Genomic DNA, 22325 nt, shown 5'->3' on the forward strand with positions numbered 1-22325 from the left:
TCATTCCGTTTAATTAGTTTAGTGAGATAGATTCACTTCTCTATCTAATGTAATTCCCATTCTTTTTTCAAAGAAAGCTGTGGTAAAGTCCGTAATCCAACCACGGAAGAAGTTAGTGAACATGCCGACTAATAAATAGCTAACAGCTAAAGGCCCAAGAGGTAATCCTAAAGTCGTTAAACCACTGGCAATACCTAAATAAACGAATAATTCACCTGGGTTGATATGAGGAAATAAGCCGTTCATTGAGTGGCAGCTATAAGATGCTGCGGCGTAGTAACTTGGTTTATAACGCTCTGGTAAGAAGCGTCCTAAACTTAACGTCATAGGATTGCAAAAAACGAAAGTGCCAATTACCGGTAAGATCAAGTAACGTGAAATAGGATTGCCTGCACTTTTCTGTGCCAGTCTTTCTATACGATCTTGCCCAATAAATTTAATTAAGGCATTCATTACAACTAGTAATGAGATTAATAGAGGTAAAATACCATTCATCATTCCGACTAAGGTTTCTCCCCCTTTTTGGAACAAACCGATAAACCATTCTGCTCCGTGTGTGATTGCTTCGATCATACGACCTCCAATTTTCAAAATAAAACATATTTTTTCATCTCTGCATTTTAGAGACATGTAAATAGTAAGTTATTTTCATTTTAAAAACTGTGAAGTTGATCAAAAAATCAAAATTTATTTCAAAATAAATTATTATTGTTTCGGTTTGAAATATTGATTGAGTAATTTGGACGGAAAGAGGCACCTTTTGTTTTAAACACATAAGAATTTAAGTTAAGTAAATGCGAAAAATTAAGCCTTTTTCATCAAGCAATTGATGATTTATTCGTCGCAGAGACGAATAAAAGTACACTGGTTTTAAGTAATGGTTTGGAAATGGAAAAGGGCGATAAACCCAAACCACCTCATTATCATCATGTCGTGCATGATAAAATGATGCACCAAGCAGTCAAACAACATTTTTAGTTAGAAAAACAATGACTCACACACGATGGAGGGCGGATTAAATCAGCAACTCTTTTTTATTGATGATATTCAAGGTTATCGTGCTGAGAAAAAATCAGTTTTCAGGCAATCTGAAAATACTTTTTGAATAAATGGTCATAGTTGAATTGGAAAATATCCTAAAAATTAAAGTGATGAATTTTTCAGGATATTTTTATTTTAAACTTGACATTTAAAAAATGTCATGACAATAAAACGTAAAAAGTTTATTATGGTAAGAAGGGAATGAAGAAAAAATATATAACTGCAATTCTGTTATTAATATCAGCATATGCTTATTCATATAGGATTAATGTTATAGATGATTATGATTTAATTGATAAGGAATATATAGAATTTTGGAATAGAGATGAACTTATAAAACAGATAGAAGTATTAACAATAGAATTATTAAACAGAGGTTATGTAACATCGAAAATTATTGATAAAGAAGAGAATTTAGTTATTATTCCTGGAAAAATACAAAAAGTAATATTACAAGATAATTCGACAAAAAATGCAAAATTAAAAAAGGAATTATTAAATTTAAATAAATTAGAGGGAGAGATATTAAATATTCGTGATATTGATGAAATAGTATCTAAATTTAAAAAAATAAAAGGTAATAATGTAAAAATAAGGGTGGAAAATATCAAAGGTAGTCAAGATAGTAATATAATAATCATAAATGACTTTAAACCTGCGATATATCCTAAAATTTCTGCAGATTATTCTAAAGGTATTAATTCGGATTCTTATCGTGGTTTTAAATATGTTGTTGGATTTGGTTTCGAACAATTAATAGGTATGAATGACGAATTAAATGTGAACTTTTCTCTATTATCAGATTATAGAAATATGAGCTTGAAATATAAAATACCTATAAGAAATAATGAAGCAACAATACAGTATCAGTATACGAAAGACATTTTAAATGAAGATGTAGAAACAATAGAAAGAGAAATATTATTGAATGTAAATACGGATATTAATAATATAGATTTAAATAATTCGATAACTATAAATAATAAAAGGTTTAATGTAAGGAAAAATACGAATATAACAAACAATTGGTTTTATGAGTTTGAAACAAGTTTAGTGTATACAAAATTATTGAATTTAAGTGGTTATTATGTTCAATTAATGTTAAAACCTAAAATAGGTATAAATATTGCGGATATAAGAGCATATAAAAAAAAGGATTATGTAATTACATCAGGTATAGATTTTAATTTATATTCTAAATACTATGATTTAATAACGAATGTGATTTATAATAAGAATATGAGTTCGGATAGTGTGTATGATCGTTATACGAGAAAACTTAATATATATGGGATTGATAATATCCCGTTATCAATAGCAAAGACAGATAAACTCATAGTTATGAATAATAAAATGAAATATCCAATGACAATAAACAAAATTAATGTAATACCATATATCGATGTGGCACTAGGTAGTAATTTTAAAGAATATTCAACTGGAATGAGCATAGGTTCAAAATTTAAATATAAACAAACAAGTATTAATCTAGAATACTCAAGGAGTAATAAAGGTAATTCAGTTTTAAATTTAAATTTAGGGTTTGAATTTTAGTGAAAGGAAATCTTAGTGAAAAGGAGTAGTTATGTATAATGAGAAAAAAGTATTAACAATGGTATATTTATTTGCAGTGATATCCGCTCAAGTAAATGCACAGACCGTGAAAAATGGGGACACGGAGGTAGAAAAGAAGGATGGTTTCGATATAATCAATATTAACACGCCAAACACAAAGGGAGTTTCTGTTAATAACTTAAATGAATTTAATGTTAAAGATAAAGGGACAGTTATCAATAACATTGAGTCTACTCATAAATATAAGACAGTTCATTTTGGTGAAATCGATGGAAATAAAAATATAAAGACTAAAGAAGCAGATATAGCAGTGTTGAATGTGAAGGGGACGAGTAATACAAGCTTAAATTCAACTTTAGAAGCTGCATCATCAAATCCACTAAAAGTATACATAGCTAATGAAAATGGTATAAATGTTGATGGTGGTAAATTTGTAAATATCGACAAATTGGTACTGACTACAGGTGTTGTTGATGACAATGATATGTCAGTGTCGGTTAAAAAAGGTGATGTTAATGTTTCATCAAAAGGAATTAGCGGCGTTAAGGATATATCGATATATAGTGAAAAATTAGATAATAAAGGTAAAATTGCTGCAGAAAACACAAAAATAGTACTAGGACATAGTTCTATAAAAAATAATGAAATATCTTCATTAGATGATAATTATGTGAGTGCGAGTGATTTGGGGGCTATTTATGGGAATGATATACAAATTCAGTCGACGGGATATACGGATATTAATGTTAACGAATTATTAGCAAAAAATAATATTAATATTAATTCAAAAGGTAAAATTAAAAACAATGGAGATATTATATCTGGAAATAAAATAGATATAACTGCTAAATCGCTTGAAAATAAGGGGACTGTAGATTTTGGTAATAATACACATGAATTAAAATGGATAGATGCTAAAGGTAATGTCTACACTAAAGAACAATTAGAAAAAGTGTGGAATAAAAGAATGAAACAAACTTTAACACCAGAATATGCATTTCTTTATTTGACGGGTTCTTTATTAAATCAATGGGCTACTGATGAAGAAATGGCAAAAAGGTTAAGCCCAGAGGCTAATATTTTTAAAAGATTTGATGAAACTTTAAATAAATTTAATGATAAAGATATAAATACTTTTTTAATTAGAAAAGATAAAGAAAAAGTTAAAAATAAACATAAACAAAGAGATTTTGTTAATAAAGGAGATATTTATGCAACTGAGATAGATGATAAAAAAATATTAGAAGCAGTTGCAGTAAGTAATGTTAAAGCCAATCAATCTATTATTTCTTCAAAAAACATTAAAATTAATTTGACTGATGATTTATTAAATCAAGATGCTAGTATAGAAGCTATTGATGAATTAGATATTAAAGCTAAAGCTAAAAAATTAGTTAATAAAAATAGTTTATCAAATGATATAACATTGAATGATGGATATGAAAATTTATCTTGGGATTTAATGGTTTTACAAAAAGATATAAGAGCCAATTATGATATAATTTATGAAAAAGGCTTGGTTTCTGATCAGGCAGCAAGAAAGGCTAAAATAGCTGCTGTGAATAAATCACAAATTAAGGCTAAAAATATGAAATTAGATGTAGATAATATAGAACTTCACGATGATATAAATACAGGAGCATCTATTAAAGCAGATAAATTAGAAACAAATTCTAAAAAAATAAGTTTAAAAGGTCAAAGTATAGAAGCTAAAGAATATAATATGAAAACTGATGAGCTTGTTTTGAATAATTCAACTATTTATACAGATAATATAGATATTGGTGCTAAAAATGTTAAACTTTTAAGTAAAAAAGATAAGGAAATAGTAATAAAAACAGGTAAAGAAAATTTAACAAAAGAAATTATTTCTAGTTCAGGTATTTATGCTAAGAATAATTTAAAAATTAAATCAAAAGAATTGCAATCAAAAGGTTCAATTATTAAATCTGATAATAAAGTAGAAATTAATGTTGATTTACTAGAAAATCTTGCTGAAAAAGTTACAAAAGATTATAAATCATCTTATGATATTTCTAAAACATTTAGAAAAATTAAACATAACGAAAAAAGTGAAAGAGCGGTAGCTAGTTTTATTTATGCAAAAGATTTAGTTTTAAATTCTAAAAAAACAAATAATGTAGGGAGTTATATTGTAGGTACCGATTCAATAAACTATAAATCGGGTACAACTAAGATAGATGCCTTAAAGATTAATAATGAATTAGACAAAAATTATGGTGTAGATAATGGTATATTAGGTATAAACTATAATAAAGTTAAGAAGATGGAAGATGAAGCAGTTGGGTCTATAGTTTTAAGTAAAGGTGAAATAAAAGCTAAGATTGATAAAGAGCTAGAAATAATTGGAAGTAGCCTTAAAGGTAAAAAAATCTTTATAGAAGCTAGTGATGTTAAAATAACTTCTAAAGAACTTGACAAAACAACAGAAACTGAATCAAGACAATTACTTGCTGGGGATTTAAAAGGTGGTTTTGAAAAGAATGCTACTTTAGATAATATATCAGCAAAAGTAGATATGGAATTATATAAAAATGAAAAAATGATAGTTAAAGAAAAAAAACATTCAAAATCAGAAATTGAAGGAGAAAAAGTTACAATAGTAGCTAAAAATGAAAATTCAATAAAAGGTTCTCAAATTAATGCTAATAATTTAGAACTTAAAGGAAAAATAGTTAGAATAGAAGATGATATTTCTAAAACTGAGGTTGAGAAGAATACAGTAACGGTTTCAGCGACTAATAAAATTGCAGTAAATGAAGGAAATTTAGAAAGTGATAATAAATTAATAATTAGTAAAACTAAAGAAAATTTAAATACTGAAACTTCTAATTCCTCAAATATTAATGCTAAAGCTAATGTGAAAATAGAAGCAGACAAAGTGTTAGTGAAAGGTTCTAAAATTGAAGGACAAGAAGTAGAAATAAAATCTAAAGAAAAAGTTGATATAGTTAAATCTCAAACCAAAGAAGATTATAAAAAGGATTCTGAAACAGTTACATTAGGGTCTAATGTTAAATTAGATGCTAAATCTGTTGCAATTATTCAAACCTTAAAGAAAATGTATGATGAAAAAGACAATCTTTCAGGATATGCTTTAAATCCAGTGTCAGGATATCAAAAGATAAAAGAATATAAGGTAATGCTGGAAAAAAATATTGATAACATTAAAGAATTAGTTGCTAATGTTTCAGATAAAAAACTAGATCCTGAATCTTTAGGGGTAACGATGAATGTTGAAAATAGTATTAAATACAATACTAATCATTTAACATCTTCAAAATTTGATAATAATGAAAGTGAAATTAAAGCTGATAAAGTTACAATTAAAACAGAAGAGTTATCATTAGAAGCATCTAAGATTAAAGGAAATGAAGTTAAAATAGAAGCTGAAAAAGTGAGTTTAGAATCTGCTGAGAAAAAAGTAAATTCAAACGAAACAGATGCCAGTGTTCAAGTAGCTATGGTACATGAAATTATAAGTCAAAATACATTATTTAAAGGTGATTCAACTGTTCAAAACAAAGGAAATTATAAAACAGAACATACTTCAAGTAAAATAGAAGCAGAAAAAATAGATTTAAAAGCTAAAGAATTAAAATTACAAAATTCTCAAATAGAAACAAAAGAGGGTAAAGTTGAAACTGATAAATTAAGTGTATATGATAAGGCAGATAAAGAAACTAAATATGGCGTTACTCTAGCAGGTATGTATAATGGAGGTACAAAAATTGGGGTTGGGAGTGCTACAGCTAAAGTAGAGCATGATCAAAAAGTTAAAAATGTATCTATTGTAAAAGTTGAAAATGGTAAAGTTGATGTTAAAAAAGAAGATAAAAAGAAAGATATAGAAGTCAATATTGATGTTAATACTCAATTGGGATTAAATGTAGATCCAAGCGGTGATGTTAAGGGTAAAGCAAGTGGTGGAGCAAAAACTAAGCTAGATTCAAAAGGTAAAAAAATTCAAGGTACAGGTTATGTAGGTGTTATTGGAGATTTAGCTTTTGAAGATGGAAAAATCACAGATGTAAATGTGAGTACTGAGCTTAAAGGAGATTTGACAATTACACCAGAAAAATATGTTGATGAAATAAAATTAAAAGTTAATAATCGTTTATCTATAGATCATGATGGTCAAATAAGTAATGATTTAACTGGTAATTTATCTACTGTTACTCAAATTAATACTGAAAATATCAAAAGCAAATTAAATGTAGGTGTAGACGGTAATCTAGTTACTAAAAATATGGATATAATTCAAGGTGGAATAAAAGGAAATGCTGCTGGAGAAATAGAAGCAATAGTAAAAATAAATGATACCGTCGAATCTAAATTAAGATTGATGGCTGAAGGTAATGTAATTAAGGAACATGGAAAATACATAAAACTAGATTCTGAATTATCGTCAAATGCTAATTTGAATGTAAAAGGTGCAACTAAAAATGTTTCCGGCTACATTAATTTAGCTAATAATTCGAGCATAAAAATTAATAACGAAAATGGCATTAAAGATTATTCAATAGATAATAATGTTGATGGTAATCTAAAGTCTAAAGGAAGTATAGGCGAAAATGTTTCAGGAGACATAGACATAAATTTAAAATCGGATTTATCGAAAAAAATGTCTCAAAATATAACAACTAGTACCGCTGTTATGGGGAACGGAAATCTAAAAGTTGAAGGAAAACTAGAAAATTTAGATGGAAATATGGGATTAAATCTAAATGGAAACGTGGCAGGAAATGAGGCAGGATTACAAGAGTTAACAGGAAATGCTAAAGCTGATGGAAAATTACATGCTCATGGAGTATTGGAAGCGTTTAGTGGGGATGTAACATTAGCTGGAAATACTGAATTAAATGCAAAAGTAAATGAAGCATTGAAATTAAAGGGAAATTTAAGTGGTCATTCTAATATTAGTGTTGAGGGACAGACAGATGTAGTAGGTGGCAAAATTCAATTAAAACCTCAAGTTAATATATCGGGAGATAATGTTAATAAATTAACAACATTTGATACGAGTACTAATTTGAATGGATACATTGAATCGAAAGTGAAAAATGAGTATGTAAGAAACATTAAAGCGAACCTAAATACTATATTCAAAACTAAAAAGTTTGAGGTGGAGACTTTTGAATCAAGTCTTGATAGTGAAGTTAGATCTAAATATAAGGATATAGAATTTAATTTAGCTTCAGGAGAAAGAATATCATTAAAAGACTATATTCAACAAAAAATATCTAGTGATAAATAAAAGTTTAAAGAAAAGAAAATTTTTAAAACAAATTTTGATCTGACACTAAAAAGTTGGACTGCTATTCAAAGGACTGATTTTGATATTGTATCGGACTCAGTCCTTTTAATTGAATCCGTTCTTCGTTGTAATTTAATCAGTTGGTTATTTAGTCCTCCTTTCGGAGGCTTGATCAAAGAGTAGTTTTCTGTTTTATAAAATTTTGGGTAGTGAATAATACTCAACGCCATATCAACCTAATATCAAAACAACATACTGAATAAACAAATTAAAAGGATATTCCTAGTGCTTGTTTCATTATTTGTTCTTTGACGAAACCAAATCGGTTAGTGGTATTTAAACCTATACCACGTACTAACTTTTTCACTGGATTATCGCCGTTAAAGAGTTCTTTTAGTCCCTGCATTGTCACTAACATTTTGACTGCCGCTGTTTTCTGGCAGCGTTCATAATGACGCAAATATCGGTATTCACCAATATCCATTCTTAAAGCTAAATTTTTGTTAATTTCTTGTGCAAGTATAACAGCATCTTGAAAACCTAAGTTGACTCCAAGTCCGGCTAAGGGGTGAATAGTATGAGCCGCATCTCCTACTAACACAATGCGATGTTTGGCAAAACTACGTGCATAACGTGCAGTTAATGGTATAACTTTGCGTTCTCCACGCACCTTGCATAATCCTAAACGATTGTCAAAAGCTACAGATAAGTTTTTATTAAATTCATTTTCCTCTGCGTTTAAGAGTTCATTGGCTTGCTGTGGCGGTAAAGACCAAACTATTGAGCATAAATTTTGTTGATGTAAAGGCAAGAAAGCTAAGATGCTGTCTTTGTTAAAAATTTGTCTAGCACAATTCTTATGCGATTCAGAAGTTTTTACGTTGCAAACTAAAGCATGATGTCCATAATCACGAAAAATGAGCGGAATATCTGCTTGTTTACGCACCCAAGAATTTGCTCCGTCAGCCCCTACAATTAATTTTGCCGATAGCATTTGTCCATCATTTGTGGTTAAAATTGCATTGTTTTCGGTGAGTCCTAAATGATGCGGAAGTGCGGTAATAATTTCCACATTTTTTTGCATTTTTACCTTTTGCCAAAGTTGATTTTGAATCAGATGATTTTCAATAATATGCCCTAAATGCTCCAGCCCTAAACTTTGTGTATCAAATTGAATTTGTGCAAAACTATCTTTCTCCCAAACATCCATTTTGTCGTATGCTGTCGCTCTCAAATTCAATAAAGCTTGCCAAACTTCCAAGTTTTGCAACATTTTTTCGCTGGCTAAATTTATTGCACTCACACGATTACTAAGTTGCTCAATCGGTTCTTTATTAGGAAATCCTTCAATTACAGCAATTTTCACAGGGCTATTTCGCAAGCTGGCAGCTAAAGCCAAGCCCACCATTCCTCCACCAATAATTGCAATATCAAATATTTTCATCGTCATTACTCCAAATAAAGATAAGTTTAACACCAGCCTAACGTTGCTTTAGCAAAATACTGTCGCAATAAAGAAGATTGAGCAAATGCCATCAAGCCAAGATTACGCCCAATTTGTAGCGGTAATAAATTATTGGCAAAAATAGAGACTAAACCATCAGTTAAACCAATAATATTACGTTGATCGGGGTTGCGTTGTTTCGCATAGTTTTGTAAAACTTGATATTTCCCCCAATCTTGTTGTTGTAAATAAGCTTGCGATACCACATTTGCCAAACTCATTACATCACGAATACCTAAATTAAATCCTTGTCCGGCGACCGGATGTAAAGTTTGACAGGCATTACCAACTAAGGCAACACGATCTTGAATATGTTGTGCCGCCTTATATAAAGTTAGAGGGTAGGCAAAACGTTTACCACATTCTTTCAGTTTTCCCACTCGCCAACCAAAACGTTGTTGTAAGCGGTTTAAAAATTGCTGATCATCAAGGTTTATTATTTCTTGACTATTTTTGACGCACCAAACCAAAGACATTAAATTGTTTTTCATTGGCAATAAAGCGATTGGTCCTTCTTCGGTAAAACGTTCAAAGGCACGGTTTTGGAGAGGTTGTTGTACCAAAATATTACTGATAATGGCGGTTTGTTGATACTCACGCACAAGTTCTTGTGCAATTCCCACCGCACTTGCTACGTTGGATTGAGTACCGTCGGCTCCCACCAATAAATGAGTGCTTAAAGTGCGGTGATCTTCTAACTGAATTTTTACTTGTTCAACATTTCGTTCAAGAGAAGAAATAGAAACGGGGGAAAAATAATCTATATTGCTACAATCCTGCATAGCTCGCATCATTACCGCTCCCGCCTGATTTAATTCAATGACAGCGCCCAGAGCCGCAAGACAAAATTCTTTAGCAGAAAACTCTGCAATACCGAAATGCCCTCGGTCTGACACATGAATATGTTTGATAGGTTCACAAAGAGGCGTTAATAATTGCCACAGCGATTGCTTATTCGGCAATAAAATCTGATTGAAACGCCGGCAACTTCCTGATGATAAAGCAATACAGCGAGCATCAAAGCCACCGTGATGATGCTGATGAGGAATTTGTTTTTCCAGTACGGCTATTTTTATTTTACCCTGTGTTTGATAGCTGAGTGCCAATGCTAAACTCGCACCGGTCATACCACCACCGACAATTACAACATCGTAGTGCAAGTGCATATTTTTACCCCTCTTTCTTCACTTAAATTATTGTTGCATCAGATTTTCAATATCCTCAATTTCTTTTGGTACAGCAGAGGTTAAAATTTTATTCCCATTTTCAGTAATCAAAATATTGTCTTCAATGCGAACGCCAATTCCTTTATATTGTTCCGGTACATTTGCCTCCGTACCGATATATAAACCGGGTTCAACAGTCAACACCATGCCCGCTTCTAAAGTGCGGTCTCGTTTTTTACTATTTCGATCTCCGTTTTGCACCTCACTACTGTAGCTTCCTACATCATGCACATCAAGTCCCAACCAATGCCCTAATCCGTGCATATAAAATTGACGATAACTTTGGTTATCAATTAAGGTTTGTACATCGCCAGCTAAAATTCCCAAACGAACTAAACCCTCCACTTTAATTCTTACCACTTCATCATTTGCCTGTTGAATACTATTGCCTGCCACTAATAACTCAATAGCACGTTTTTGTGCTTTTAATACAATTTCATAAATTTCTCGTTGTGCCTGAGTAAATTTACCGTTGACAGGAAAAGTACGAGTAATATCGCCTGCATACATAGCAAATTCACAACCTGCGTCAATAAGCAACAAATCACCATCTTTTAAAATTTGATCATTTTCGTTGTAATGTAAAATACAAGCGTTTTCGCCACCGGCTACGATACTGTTATACGCAACATATCTAGCACCGAAACGATTGAAGTGATGTAGTATTTCACTTTCGATTTCATATTCAAAGCGATTAGGGCGGGTTTGTTGCATTGCGTGAATATGTGCCAAAGCAGAAATTTGTCCAGCTTGTTGTAACAACGCAATTTCATTCGGCGATTTAAACAAACGCATTTCGTCCACAATATCCGCCCAATCCAAAACTTGTGCAAATTGTGAGGTTCTTCTATTCAATATATCTTGTAAAAAATCAGTTCCCCAAGGTTGTTGAGCTGAATGGTAATAAAGTGCGGTGATATTTTCACTGAGCAGTAAAAAATGTGTTTCAAATTCGGCAATATCATAAGCCAAATCCACAGACAACGTTTTCGGTGCATTTTCAATCCCTAAACGTCTTCCATTCCAAGTTTCCATTAAAGGATCTTTTGCACGCAAAAATAAAATACTTTCTGATTTCCCTTCAGTTTTGCGTAAAAGCAAAATACTGTCAGGTTCATTAAAACCGGTTAAATACCAAAAATAGCTATCTTGTCGAAAAGGATAATGACAATCCTGATTACGAATTTTTTCTTGAGAGGAAAAAATAATGGCAATTGAATTATCTTTTAATTGTGCCAATACTTCCTTACGACGAAAAACAAACTCATCATTTGGCATTTTTGCCATATAAGTAAGATCCATAAATACTCCTTAATGCTTAAAAAACACACTGAATTCTAGCATAAAAAAACAAGTCATTCGATTGATTAAAAAACAAAGCTAATCTATCTATAAACAGCAGGCAATAAGAAAACAACGCACTTTATTAATTGAGCGAGTTTAGCTAAATACATTGACTAATGTAATACGGTTTTCTTTGTTTCCGATAATGGTCCGAAGTGATTAAAGAATAAAAAGGTAATCGTTCTCACATATTCAATAATTTCTTCTAATGCTTTAGACAACTCCTCTTGATCATCTTTTTCATCATATCCAAGTTGTCCAATAGCTTGTAAATCATCCAGTGCTTCGCCGATTTCGCCTACCTCTTTATTTAAATTAGGCTGATTTAGCCCTAATCCTAATAAAAAATGGTTGGTCCATTCCGACAGAGCATCAGCTCGAGCAAAAACATTATCTTCTTCCGGTAACCAAAGCTCAAAATTAAATTTATCAATATCGGATAAAGTGCGGTCAATTTTCTGATAAATTTGTTCCACTTCTTTCAATAAGGAAGTGGGATACGCATGATCATCATTTGTAAATTGATAAAGAAGATACTGCCAACGTTGATCTGTAATACCACCGCAAATTAAACCGGTAAGAAAACCATGCAATTCAGCCACCGTTAATGCAATATTTGCTTGCTTCAGTTGTTGATTAAATTCCGAATAAATAAGAGGTTTTTCTGACATTTGATATTTCCTTGAAAAATAATATGCCAGTTTATCACTGTTTAACTTCAGCAACCAAGAAACAAAGGGATTTTTATGACGAAAATTTTTTGCTATGGCATAATAAGGACACTTTTAGCTTTTATTATAAAATAGGAAAACACATGTCAAAGCTCATTGAATTATCCGTATCAGGGCAAGTACTACGTTTAAATTGTCCTCCGGAACAACACGATGCTTTACGTCAAGCAGCACATTTATTAGATAATCGTGTTATGGAAATGAGAGAGCGTACCGGTATTTTACAGATGGAAAAAATCCTCTCTATCGTTGCATTAAATTTAAGTTTTGAACTGATGCAGGAACAACAAAAAACTCAAACAATCGAAAATGTCATTAATCAAAAGATTGCTCAACTCGAAGGATCTTTGGAGAATATTTTGGCTCAAAAAACAACTTTTTAAACATAAATCTGTGATCTAATCGTGATAATTTGAAAAATATTCTAGCCAATAAAAATAAATTGCGTTAGTATTGCACTCAAAGATTACCTGAGATGTTTGCCGGCGGATTAAGTCCCTGAGCCGATACTGAAAACTTAATGAATTGGCGTCCTGTTGTTGGTGTGTATGCTTGCTAGCCATGCAAGAAACCTAAAAACAATATTAGCCGATTCCCTTGAACCGTAGGGTTCAAGGACCGAACATCCGCAGCGGCATCTCGGGGCTATTCTTAGTTATCCAGCCAATATATTGTCCCATGAGTATTTCTAATCAACGTCAACAAATACGACAACTTATTCGAGAAAAAAGACAAAAACTGACCGCACTTGAGCAAGCTCAAGCCGAACAAAATATTGCACAAAAAGCCTTGGATGCGATTGAAAAGTTTCGTGCGGAACATATTGCCTTGTATCTTTCTTTTGATGGTGAAATTTCAACGAAATTACTCATTGAACAACTTTGGCAACAAGAAAAAAAAGTTTATTTGCCTGTTTTACACCCATTTTCTCCCGGAAATTTATTATTCTTAGCTTTCCAAAAAGATACACCTATGCACTACAATAAATTCGGTATTTTAGAACCTAAGTTGAATGTGCGAAATGTACTGCCTGTTTCACATTTAGATTTGATTTTTACGCCTTTAGTTGCTTTTGATAAGGATGGAAACAGATTAGGAATGGGGGGAGGATTTTATGATAGAACCATACAAAATTGGCAAAAAAAATCTTTTGTCCCTGTCGGATTAGCTCATCAAATTCAAGAAGTAGAACGACTCCCCATTGAAAGTTGGGATATTCCTTTAGCAGAGATTTTAACCGGATAATGAACGCTTAAAACGTTTACGGCGGCGATGAAAATTCGCCGAAGCGGTACTTTTTTTTATTGCATGAGTAATAGGCATCATATCAGGCGTTTTTTGTCTTGTGCGACGATGGTAATTCAAAAAATAATGAATGGAATTCACCAATAAAGCACTAGCTAAAAATAGAATGATTAATTCACCATATAACTGATTAAAAATGTGGTTTATTTTACGCTGACTTGCTTGTCTATATTTCATATCAAGAGTAATACGTAAAAAACCCTCAATACCATTAGATGAATAAATCGGTTCAACAATTTGCTGAATATTCGGTTGCGTAGTATTGTTCGCTTTTTGATTTAAGTTCAATTTATCACGCAAACCGACAAAATTCGCACTATGTGCTAACAATTTACCGTTAGCACCATAAACAGAAGCATCAATCACAAATTCTTCTTTCGTAAAGTCGTTCAGTTTTTTGGTCAAAAGGTCCGAATTGGGGTTATCCGCAAAAAGCATAGCAAAAAGATTAGCTTGCTGACGCACTAATAAATTGGATAAGTAGTTCATTTGATTAATTGTTGCTAATTGTGACCCTAATTTAAACTTATTAATCCCAAATAAAATCAAAGACATAATAGTTAGACAAAGCAAAATAATGCCGAGCAACATTCCAATTTTTAGTATTTTTTCTTTTATTAAGCTCAAGTTATTTTCCCTAAAAATTATTAAATAGGCTAGAATAAGAACAAAGAAATAATTTACAGGATCTTTTATGCAAACTCAAAACCTAGAGACAATTATCTCTCATTATACGCTATTCCCTTCCCCAATTTTATCAGAAAAACCCACTGTACTTGGAGAAGATTACTTCATTCTCTATGGTAAAAATTTAAATTTGGACAGTTTATTAACTTTTCAACAAAAGTGCGGTGAAAATTTTCTGATTTTAGATTGTTGGAATCGGTTAGATTACACTGTTGCCTTATTCAAAAGCAATTGGCAATCGCAGTACTTAACTGTTGCTCATCAACTGGAACTTGATATTGCATTATTAAATTTTGATGCTCGTTTAAGTCAAGCGGGATTATTAGTTATGGATATGGATTCGACAATTATTCAAATGGAATGTATTGATGAAATAGCCAACCTTGCCGGTACAGGAAAATTAGTAACCTCCATTACTGAACAGGCTATGCGTGGAGAACTTGATTTTGAACAAAGTTTACGTCGTCGAGTAGAAACGCTTCAAGGAGCACCTGAACATATTTTACAGCAAGTTCGTGATAGTTTACCTTTGATGTGCGGTTTAACCGAGATGTTGGAAGTGTTACAAAAATATGGTTGGAAAATTGCCATTGCATCAGGTGGATTTACTTATTTTGCCGATCATTTAAAAGAAAAATTAAAGCTGGATTATGCGGTTTCCAATCACTTAGCGGTTGAGCATGGTTTTCTCACTGGAAAAGTACAAGGTGATATTGTTGATGGAGCATATAAAGCGGAAACGTTAAAATCTTTAGCTCAAAAATGGAATATAGATTTAAAAAATACAGTAGCAATTGGTGATGGTGCAAATGATTTAGCCATGATGAAAGTCGCAAATCTAGGTTGTGCTTTTCATGCCAAGCCAAAAGTTCAACAACAAGCACAAGTTGTGGTAAACTTTGCCGACTTAACCGCACTTTTATGTATTTTAAGTGCAAATGATCGGATTACAAAAAATTAAAATTGAGGAGCATATTATGCCGTCATTTGATATTGTTTCAGAAATTACTCTATATGAAATACGCAATGCAGTAGAAAATGCAAATCGTGTATTAAGTACACGTTATGATTTTCGTGGTGTTGAAGCTACAATTGAGTTAAATGAAAAAGCAGAAACCATTAAAGTTACGACTGAATCAGATTTCCAGTTAGAGCAATTAATTGAAATTCTAATCAGTTCCTGTGTTAAACGTGATATTCAACATAATTCCTTGGATATTCCGGCTGATAGCGAGCATAGCGGTAAATTGTATAGCAAAGAAATTAAGCTAAAACAGGGGATCGAAACAGACATGGCAAAGAAAATCATCAAATTAATCAAAGACGCAAAACTAAAAGTTCAAACCCAAATTCAAGGTGAGCAAGTTCGTGTTTCAGGAAAATCAAGAGATGATCTACAGGCGACTATTCAATTAGTAAAAAATGCGGAATTAGGTCAACCGTTCCAATTTAACAATTTCAGAGATTAATTTCTATTTTTCCTACAGAAACCGCCAACAATATAATTGCACATATTATTGGCGTTTTTTTGTATTCAAATTATTACAGTATTCTTAAACTTCAATACTAGTGTAATTTAAAGCTAATAGGTACTGTAATTTGGCTTGGTAGCCCAGCAGGTTTTTGCCCAATACTGCGTGCACTTTGAACCGCACTTAATGCTGCCTTATCCAAATCTTCTGAACCTGAAGATTTTGCAATACTTATTTGACTTAAGCTCCCATCAGCACCAATAGCAAAACTAACAGTAACAATCCCTTGTTTTCGCATCATTTTTGCACGTTGTGGATAACGTTTATGGCGTTCAATTTCACGACGCAACGCACTTTTATAAGCAGCAACTTCATCAGTACTATTTCCTGTTCCAATCAAATTCGGATTAGATGTTGTTACTCCGCCCAAGCCCATAGCCTGCGAATTTACTTTATCGTCAGAATCAATATCCCTATCACCTTTAGGTAAATCTTTTGGCTGTTTTTGTTTTGTGCGTTCCTTAGGTTTCTTCTTCGGTTTTTCCTTCGGCTTATCTTTCGGTTTCTCCGGTTCTTTTAATTTTTTCTCCGGCTCAGGTTTAATTGTTGGATCTGCAACTACCTCTGTTACTACAAGATCCGGCTCAGGCTCAGCTACCGGTTCTGGCTTAGAATCATCTACAACCATACCCATTAACATTTCCATTGAGATCTCAGTACCAATCAAATCCGCACTATATCCATTTGCACTGTCATCTGGTTTAGTAAACCAAAAAAAACCGCCAATTAATGCACTATGAAATACAAGCGAGAAGAAAAAACCAAACCAAGAATGATATTTCTTCATTACTTACTTGCCTTTTCTTTCATCGTTACAATAGCAACATTTTTAATTTCGTTTTTTGCCATAATATCTGTCAAGGTTACGAAATCTTGGAAAGTAGATTTAGCATCGACTTTTAATGTCACTTTTTGCTCTTTGTCCCAAGTCGCAATTTCTTGCTCCAGTTCTTCTACTGAAATGGGCTTATCATTAAAAAAAATCTCCCCTTGCTCAGTTACTGTCAATAATTTTGCTAGATCATCGGACTTGAAAGCAACTGTGCTACTTGCTTTGGGTACATTAACTTGAATTTTCCCTTGAGAAATAAAAGAAGCTGTAATTAGCACGATGGCAAGAAGCACCAACATAATGTCAATAAAGGGAATAATATTAATTTCATCAAATTTTTTCACATTACTCACCAATATTTTGCTGACTGTTTAAGGCTTTCCATTTTAGACGGTTAACTTCAACTTTACGTCCTAAACCGTTGTAAAATACCATAGAAGGAATCGCAACGAGAATACCAACTGCGGTTGCTTTTAAGGCAAGAGATAAGTTAAGCATGATAGCAGCTGCATCAATGTCTCCTCCTGAGTTACCTAATTCATAGAACGTTAATAAAATTCCAATTACCGTACCTAATAAACCGACATAAGGTGCATTAGAACCAATTGTTGAGATAATGGTCAAATGACGGTTTAAATCAATATCTAACTCATGAATATTCGTGTAACTTTCCACTTTAATTTTGGTCAGATACATAAAACGTTCAACGGAAAACCATAACATAATAAAACTCATTACACCGAGTAAACCCAAAATGATGTAGTCAATATAATGATGTAAAAAATTAAAAAACTGTGACATTGGATAACATTCCTTGCTGATAAAAATTACAAATAAGTTATTGAGAATTAATTTCAATTAGGGTGAGGATTTTAACAAATTTTATTGAGAGATCAAGCTATAATATTAAAAAGAGACTTTTTGAGTACCGCACTTTTCCATCTGTTTTTTATTTTAGTGAAATTTGACGTTTTTCGTTCATACTATGATAAAGCAATTAGAAGAAATGACTAATTGAAATACTGAAAGATAAGACACTAGTAATTGACATCCCCCTGCCTTAAGACCGGGCGGATATCAATTTCTCAAAAATTGGCTGATGACTAATTCTACGCACCATGCGATGATTTCATCATTCTCTGCCATTTGTATTGCTTTTTCTAGTTTTTCAAAGGCTTTTCGAAATGAGAGAATCTATTTAAATCTTTTTTTCGCTTCAGCTATCGCTTCAGCTACACGTAGTGGTGAAACTCCGCCTTTTGCACAACGTTTATCCAAACAGGATTGTAAAGATAAGATTTCATAAACATCCTCCTCTATAGCATTACTAAATTGATGGAATTCCTTAATACTTAAATCTTCTAAACCTTTATGTACTTTAATAGCATAAACTACTGTTTCACCCACAATATGATGAGAATCACGGAAAGGTACACCTTTGGCAACTAAATAGTCTGCTAATTCTGTTGAGTTAGAATATCCCTTTAATGCCGCTTCTTTTGTTCTTTCAACGCTAACTTTAATATCTTCTAACACAAAAGTCGCCATATCTACACAATCTTGCCAAGTATCCAACGCATCAAAAATTCCTTCTTTGTCTTCTTGCATATCTTTATTATAGGCAAGAGGCAGGCCTTTCACTGTCATCAACATACCGGTCAAAGCACCGACAACTCTTCCCACTTTGCCTCGAATTAATTCACAAGCATCGGGATTTTTCTTTTGGGGCATTAATGAAGAACCAGAGGTTACTCGATCCGACAGCTCCACAAAATCAGCCTCTCCACTATTAAAAATGATCATATCTTCAGCGAAACGTGAAAGATGAGCCATACTTAAAGACGCAGTGGAAAGAAGTTCAATAATATGATCACGATCAGATACACTATCCAAACTATTTCTCGTTGCCATCGCAAAATTCAGATCTTGTGCAAGTAAATCACGATCAATGGCATACGCAGTACCGGCTAAAGCACCACTCCCCAAAGGACAAGTATTCATTCGTTGATAAGCGTCTTGTAAACGACCATAATCACGATCCAACATTTCCACATAAGCCATACACCAATGAGCAAATGTGATTGGTTGAGCACGTTGCAAATGAGTATACCCCGGCATTACTACGTGTTGATTATGCTCTGCTGTCTCTACTAATTTACGTTGCAATTCACGCACGGAATGCTGTAATTCAGTAACACGTTGTTTACACCACATCTTAATATCTAATGCAACTTGATCATTACGGCTACGCCCAGTATGTAGTTTTTTGCCTAAGTTACCTACTTTATCAATCAGTTTACTTTCAACCCAACTATGAATGTCTTCAGCATCATCTTGTAAAATCTTTTGTGGATTTGACCGCACTTCAATTAGTAGTTCACTCAATGCGTTTTCAAGAACTTGCTGCTCTTGCTGAGTTAAAACATTTACGGTAACCAATGCTTTAGACCAACCGATTGAACCCTCAATATCTTGTTCAGCTAAACGATAGTCGAAACGCAATGAGTCGTTAAAATCTTTAAAACGTTTATCTGTCGCTTGTGTAAAACGCCCACCCCAAAGTGCCATAATCACATCCTTTTTCTGTTATTATTTGTGGATAAATTTAGTTCTCATTATCTCACACAAAGAAAAGTGCGGTCAATTTAACCTTCACAATCCCTTCTTAATATTACCGCTGACTGTCATATTGATACTAAACGACTCTACTTTTTGACTTGATTTTCGCTTGTGTTTTCTTATTGCCATCCAGTACGACATTTTTCTGCTTATTCGGTTAAAGTTAAGAGTTTTGATTTAAATTATGCGTTACATTATTTAAAATTACTGGAATGTGTCATCACATTTAGATGTTTGATTCAAGCAAGAGGACCTTAATGTAATTTATTTAGATCAATAGTGCGGTAGAATTTAAGATATTATTTAATAATAAAGGGTGATAGGTTTATCATGAAAAATTTCCGTTGGTATTTAAGTTATAGGGCGGGAAGATTTAAACATTATTGGAGAAATGTGCAGTGTCAAATTTATGTAGAAACATAAAGGTTTTTTTTAAAGTTTTTTTGTATCGCTTTAAACAAAATAAATTAAATCAAGCAGCAGGCTATTTAACTTATAGTACTACGCTGGCTCTTGTGCCATTGATTATGGTGTTTTTTTCCGTTTTTGCGGCGTTTCCCGTTTTTAATGAAATAACCGGCGAGCTGAAACAATTTATTTTTACTAATTTTGCCCCTTCAACCGGTGATGCCGTTGGAGAATATATTGATCAATTTGTCAATAATTCCAAACAAATGAGTGCGGTTGGAATTATTAGTTTAATTGTTGTTGCTTTAATGCTTATTCATTCTATCGACCGCACTTTAAACTCAATTTGGCTTGATACTAGTGTGCGTCCAGCAATATTTTCCTTTGCAATTTATTGGCTAATTTTGACGCTTGGTCCGATTGTTATTGCGACGAGTATCGGTATTAGTACTTATGTGACTAAATTTGCAACCTATACATTTGAACAAGATTTGGGTTTATCCGTGGGTATAAAACTTCTTAGTTTGATGCCGTTTTTCTTGACATGGTTTATTTTTACCGTGTTGTATATGGTAGTTCCAAACAAAAAAGTGAGTATTATACATTCTGCCGCCGGTGCATTAATTGCAGCAGTTTTCTTTACATTGGGTAAGCAGGCTTTTACTTGGTATATTACAACTTTTCCGTCTTATCAGTTAATTTATGGAGCAATGGCAACGTTGCCAATTATGTTGCTTTGGATTCAGCTCAGTTGGACGGCTGTTTTATTGGGGGCACAACTTTCCGCCGTGTTGGCGGATATGCGTTCACTTGATGACAGTAATATTCAAATAGAAAAAATGAAGGAAGAAAAATGATTGCATTAATTCAACGTGTTAGCCATGCCAAAGTGGAAGTCGGACAAAATATTGTTGGGCAAATTGGACAGGGATTGTTGGTTTTACTGGGTGTTGAAAAAGACGATGATCGAAGTAAAGCGGATAAGTTGGCTGAAAAGGTGTTAAATTATCGCATTTTCACCGATGAAAACGGCAAGATGAACTTAAATTTACAGCAAATCGGTGGAGAAATATTAATTGTTTCGCAATTTACGCTTGCTGCAGATACGCAAAAAGGGTTGAGACCGAGTTTTTCCAAAGGTGCTGATCCTGAGTTGGCTGAGAAACTTTACCAATATTTCAGTCAAAAGTGTGCGGAGAAAGTGCGGGTCGCAAACGGACAATTTGCAGCCGACATGCAAGTGAGTTTAACTAATGATGGACCTGTAACTTTTTGGTTAAATGTATAATATAAAAATACCGAGTGTTATGCTCGGTATTTTTATTTCTATTTGAATTAAAGGAATTTTTCTTTTAATTCTTTTGCGACAGCAAGTTGTTTTTCAGTCGCTTTTGCTGTCATAGGTTCACGGCAGTAACCTGCATTAACACCTTGAAGTTTAAGGATTTCTTTAATAGTTAAATATAAACCGTTAGCCAGTATACCTTCGATTAAGTCATTTGTAACATGTTGAATCTCAAGTGCTTCAGCAACTTTTCCCGCTTTTGCCAATTCAAATATTTGTCTTGCACGTAAACCATTTACATTAAATGTACTACCAATTGCACCATCAACACCTAAAGAGACTGCTGGCAACATCATTTCATCAAATCCTGCCCAAACTAGATGGTTTGGATAGGCTTTTTTCAAGCGTTCCAATAGGTAGAAATCACCGGCAGTAAATTTAACTCCTAATACTTTGGGATTGGCATAGAGTTCACCGAATTGCTCAACACCCATATTGACACCTGTTAAGAATGGAATTGAGTAAACGATCATATTGTTGCCGGTTTCAGCAATAATCGTTTCGTAATAATGTTTGATTTCGGCAAAGCTGAATTTGTAGTAGAACGGCGTGACGGCGGATAAGCTGTCGTAGCCTAATTCTGTTGCATATTTACCTAACTCAACAGCCTCGTGTAAGTTTACACTACCGACTTGAGCGATTAATGCAACTTGATCTTTTGCTTCCTCTTTGGCAATACGGAAAATTTCTTTTTTTTCTGCAGTTGAGAGCATAAAGTTTTCGCCGGTACTGCCTCCGACATATAAACCGTCAATTTTCATTTTATCAATGTTATAACGAACGATCTCACGTAAACCTTTTTCATTTATGGAACCGTCTTCGTTAAAAGACACTAATAATGCACTAAAAATACCTTTTAAGTTTTTCATTTGTTTCTCCTGATATAAAAGGGATTAAA

At 32.8% G+C, this 22325-nt stretch carries 19 protein-coding genes, 1 other RNA gene and 1 pseudogene; 9 read left to right on the top strand and 12 right to left on the bottom strand.

The window, feature by feature from the left end:
• Nucleotides 1-18 precede the first annotated feature (18 nt).
• On the bottom strand, nucleotides 19-573 hold the full coding sequence (srlA, locus tag HSM_RS05625) for a PTS glucitol/sorbitol transporter subunit IIC (RefSeq protein WP_011608835.1): 555 nt from the start codon (nucleotides 571-573) through the stop codon (nucleotides 19-21).
• A gap of 669 nt (nucleotides 574-1242) precedes the next feature.
• Between srlA and HSM_RS05630 the strand changes: the two genes are divergently transcribed.
• Together HSM_RS05630 and HSM_RS05635 are read left to right on the top strand one after the other, a co-directional pair.
• A complete protein-coding gene (locus HSM_RS05630; RefSeq protein ID WP_012340274.1) occupies nucleotides 1243-2595 on the top strand; it encodes a ShlB/FhaC/HecB family protein in 1353 nt (450 codons plus the stop codon).
• Nucleotides 2596-2626: 31 nt separating this feature from the next.
• The gene (locus HSM_RS05635; protein ID WP_012340276.1) at nucleotides 2627-7894 is read left to right on the top strand and encodes a two-partner secretion domain-containing protein; all 5268 of its coding nucleotides are present in this window, start codon (nucleotides 2627-2629) and stop codon (nucleotides 7892-7894) included.
• A gap of 61 nt (nucleotides 7895-7955) precedes the next feature.
• Here the strand turns inward: HSM_RS05635 and HSM_RS11270 are convergent.
• From HSM_RS11270 to HSM_RS05655, 5 genes and pseudogenes are all read right to left on the bottom strand, one after another.
• Nucleotides 7956-8021 (bottom strand): annotated as a pseudogene (locus HSM_RS11270) (IS3 family transposase); the annotation flags it as partial.
• A 141-nt stretch (nucleotides 8022-8162) separates the two neighbouring features.
• Nucleotides 8163-9338 carry an FAD-dependent 2-octaprenylphenol hydroxylase gene (locus HSM_RS05640; protein WP_012340277.1) on the bottom strand — a complete coding sequence of 392 codons (1176 nt, stop codon included), beginning with the start codon at nucleotides 9336-9338 and terminating at the stop codon, nucleotides 8163-8165.
• 26 nt (nucleotides 9339-9364) lie between these two features.
• Nucleotides 9365-10564, bottom strand: a complete 1200-nt coding sequence (gene ubiH / locus HSM_RS05645; RefSeq protein WP_012340278.1) for a 2-octaprenyl-6-methoxyphenyl hydroxylase — start codon at nucleotides 10562-10564, stop codon at nucleotides 9365-9367.
• A gap of 27 nt (nucleotides 10565-10591) precedes the next feature.
• The gene (gene pepP, locus HSM_RS05650) at nucleotides 10592-11926 is read right to left on the bottom strand and encodes a Xaa-Pro aminopeptidase (protein ID WP_012340279.1); all 1335 of its coding nucleotides are present in this window, start codon (nucleotides 11924-11926) and stop codon (nucleotides 10592-10594) included.
• Nucleotides 11927-12081: 155 nt separating this feature from the next.
• Nucleotides 12082-12639, bottom strand: coding sequence for a YecA/YgfB family protein (locus HSM_RS05655; RefSeq protein ID WP_012340280.1), 558 nt, complete (start codon nucleotides 12637-12639; stop codon nucleotides 12082-12084).
• 143 nt (nucleotides 12640-12782) lie between these two features.
• Between HSM_RS05655 and HSM_RS05660 the strand changes: the two genes are divergently transcribed.
• The 3 genes from HSM_RS05660 (at nucleotide 12783) to HSM_RS05665 (ending at nucleotide 13944) form a co-directional block, all read left to right on the top strand.
• Entirely contained in the window at nucleotides 12783-13082 is a 300-nt protein-coding gene (locus tag HSM_RS05660) for a cell division protein ZapA (RefSeq protein WP_011608840.1), read from the top strand.
• Between the two features lie 81 nt (nucleotides 13083-13163).
• Nucleotides 13164-13349: non-coding RNA, 6S RNA (gene ssrS, locus HSM_RS10595), on the top strand.
• 28 nt (nucleotides 13350-13377) lie between these two features.
• A complete protein-coding gene (locus HSM_RS05665; protein ID WP_012340281.1) occupies nucleotides 13378-13944 on the top strand; it encodes a 5-formyltetrahydrofolate cyclo-ligase in 567 nt (188 codons plus the stop codon).
• On the opposite strand, the gene HSM_RS05670 is transcribed toward HSM_RS05665, so the two are convergent.
• Complete coding sequence (locus tag HSM_RS05670) at nucleotides 13933-14631, bottom strand: YtjB family periplasmic protein (RefSeq protein ID WP_011608842.1); 699 nt, start codon at nucleotides 14629-14631, stop codon at nucleotides 13933-13935. The genes HSM_RS05665 and HSM_RS05670 overlap by 12 nt on opposite strands.
• 67 nt (nucleotides 14632-14698) lie before the next feature.
• On the opposite strand from HSM_RS05670, the gene serB reads away from it, so the two are divergent.
• Together serB and HSM_RS05680 are read left to right on the top strand one after the other, a co-directional pair.
• Nucleotides 14699-15652: a phosphoserine phosphatase gene (gene serB / locus HSM_RS05675; protein WP_011608843.1), complete on the top strand. Its 954-nt coding sequence runs from the start codon at nucleotides 14699-14701 to the stop codon at nucleotides 15650-15652.
• A gap of 16 nt (nucleotides 15653-15668) precedes the next feature.
• Nucleotides 15669-16160, top strand: a complete 492-nt coding sequence (locus HSM_RS05680; RefSeq protein ID WP_012340283.1) for a YajQ family cyclic di-GMP-binding protein — start codon at nucleotides 15669-15671, stop codon at nucleotides 16158-16160.
• A 97-nt stretch (nucleotides 16161-16257) separates the two neighbouring features.
• Here the strand turns inward: HSM_RS05680 and HSM_RS05685 are convergent, their stop codons facing one another.
• From HSM_RS05685 to argH, 4 genes are all read right to left on the bottom strand, one after another.
• Nucleotides 16258-17010 (bottom strand): energy transducer TonB, encoded by a 753-nt coding sequence (locus HSM_RS05685; RefSeq protein ID WP_012340285.1) that lies wholly within the window; start codon nucleotides 17008-17010, stop codon nucleotides 16258-16260.
• A complete protein-coding gene (gene exbD, locus HSM_RS05690; protein WP_012340286.1) occupies nucleotides 17010-17399 on the bottom strand; it encodes a TonB system transport protein ExbD in 390 nt (129 codons plus the stop codon). The genes HSM_RS05685 and exbD overlap by 1 nt, the downstream gene beginning before the upstream one ends.
• 1 nt (nucleotide 17400) lies before the next feature.
• The gene (exbB, locus tag HSM_RS05695) at nucleotides 17401-17856 is read right to left on the bottom strand and encodes a TonB-system energizer ExbB (protein ID WP_011608847.1); all 456 of its coding nucleotides are present in this window, start codon (nucleotides 17854-17856) and stop codon (nucleotides 17401-17403) included.
• Between the two features lie 393 nt (nucleotides 17857-18249).
• Entirely contained in the window at nucleotides 18250-19623 is a 1374-nt protein-coding gene (argH, locus tag HSM_RS05700) for an argininosuccinate lyase (protein WP_012340287.1), read from the bottom strand.
• Nucleotides 19624-20072: 449 nt separating this feature from the next.
• On the opposite strand from argH, the gene HSM_RS05705 reads away from it, so the two are divergent.
• Both HSM_RS05705 and dtd read left to right on the top strand, forming a co-directional pair.
• Nucleotides 20073-20939, top strand: coding sequence for a virulence factor BrkB family protein (locus HSM_RS05705; protein WP_012340288.1), 867 nt, complete (start codon nucleotides 20073-20075; stop codon nucleotides 20937-20939).
• The gene (gene dtd / locus HSM_RS05710; protein WP_011608850.1) at nucleotides 20936-21370 is read left to right on the top strand and encodes a D-aminoacyl-tRNA deacylase; all 435 of its coding nucleotides are present in this window, start codon (nucleotides 20936-20938) and stop codon (nucleotides 21368-21370) included. Before HSM_RS05705 ends, dtd begins: the two co-directional genes overlap by 4 nt.
• Nucleotides 21371-21417: 47 nt before the next feature.
• Here the strand turns inward: dtd and nanA are convergent, their stop codons facing one another.
• Entirely contained in the window at nucleotides 21418-22296 is an 879-nt protein-coding gene (nanA, locus tag HSM_RS05715; protein WP_011608851.1) for an N-acetylneuraminate lyase, read from the bottom strand.
• Nucleotides 22297-22325: the final 29 nt, after the last annotated feature.

The sequence above is a fragment of the Histophilus somni 2336 genome (assembly GCF_000019405.1).
Classification (GTDB): domain Bacteria; phylum Pseudomonadota; class Gammaproteobacteria; order Enterobacterales; family Pasteurellaceae; genus Histophilus; species Histophilus somni.

Coding starts and splice junctions, on each gene's coding strand:
- srlA (WP_011608835.1), bottom strand. CDS start 573: ATGATCGAAGCAATCACACACGGAGCAGAATGGTTTATCGGTTTGTTC.
- HSM_RS05630 (WP_012340274.1), top strand. CDS start 1,243: ATGAAGAAAAAATATATAACTGCAATTCTGTTATTAATATCAGCATAT.
- HSM_RS05635 (WP_012340276.1), top strand. CDS start 2,627: ATGTATAATGAGAAAAAAGTATTAACAATGGTATATTTATTTGCAGTG.
- HSM_RS05640 (WP_012340277.1), bottom strand. CDS start 9,338: ATGAAAATATTTGATATTGCAATTATTGGTGGAGGAATGGTGGGCTTG.
- ubiH (WP_012340278.1), bottom strand. CDS start 10,564: ATGCACTTGCACTACGATGTTGTAATTGTCGGTGGTGGTATGACCGGT.
- pepP (WP_012340279.1), bottom strand. CDS start 11,926: ATGGATCTTACTTATATGGCAAAAATGCCAAATGATGAGTTTGTTTTT.
- HSM_RS05655 (WP_012340280.1), bottom strand. CDS start 12,639: ATGTCAGAAAAACCTCTTATTTATTCGGAATTTAATCAACAACTGAAG.
- HSM_RS05660 (WP_011608840.1), top strand. CDS start 12,783: ATGTCAAAGCTCATTGAATTATCCGTATCAGGGCAAGTACTACGTTTA.
- HSM_RS05665 (WP_012340281.1), top strand. CDS start 13,378: ATGAGTATTTCTAATCAACGTCAACAAATACGACAACTTATTCGAGAA.
- serB (WP_011608843.1), top strand. CDS start 14,699: ATGCAAACTCAAAACCTAGAGACAATTATCTCTCATTATACGCTATTC.
- HSM_RS05680 (WP_012340283.1), top strand. CDS start 15,669: ATGCCGTCATTTGATATTGTTTCAGAAATTACTCTATATGAAATACGC.
- HSM_RS05685 (WP_012340285.1), bottom strand. CDS start 17,010: ATGAAGAAATATCATTCTTGGTTTGGTTTTTTCTTCTCGCTTGTATTT.
- exbB (WP_011608847.1), bottom strand. CDS start 17,856: ATGTCACAGTTTTTTAATTTTTTACATCATTATATTGACTACATCATT.
- argH (WP_012340287.1), bottom strand. CDS start 19,623: ATGGCACTTTGGGGTGGGCGTTTTACACAAGCGACAGATAAACGTTTT.
- dtd (WP_011608850.1), top strand. CDS start 20,936: ATGATTGCATTAATTCAACGTGTTAGCCATGCCAAAGTGGAAGTCGGA.
- nanA (WP_011608851.1), bottom strand. CDS start 22,296: ATGAAAAACTTAAAAGGTATTTTTAGTGCATTATTAGTGTCTTTTAAC.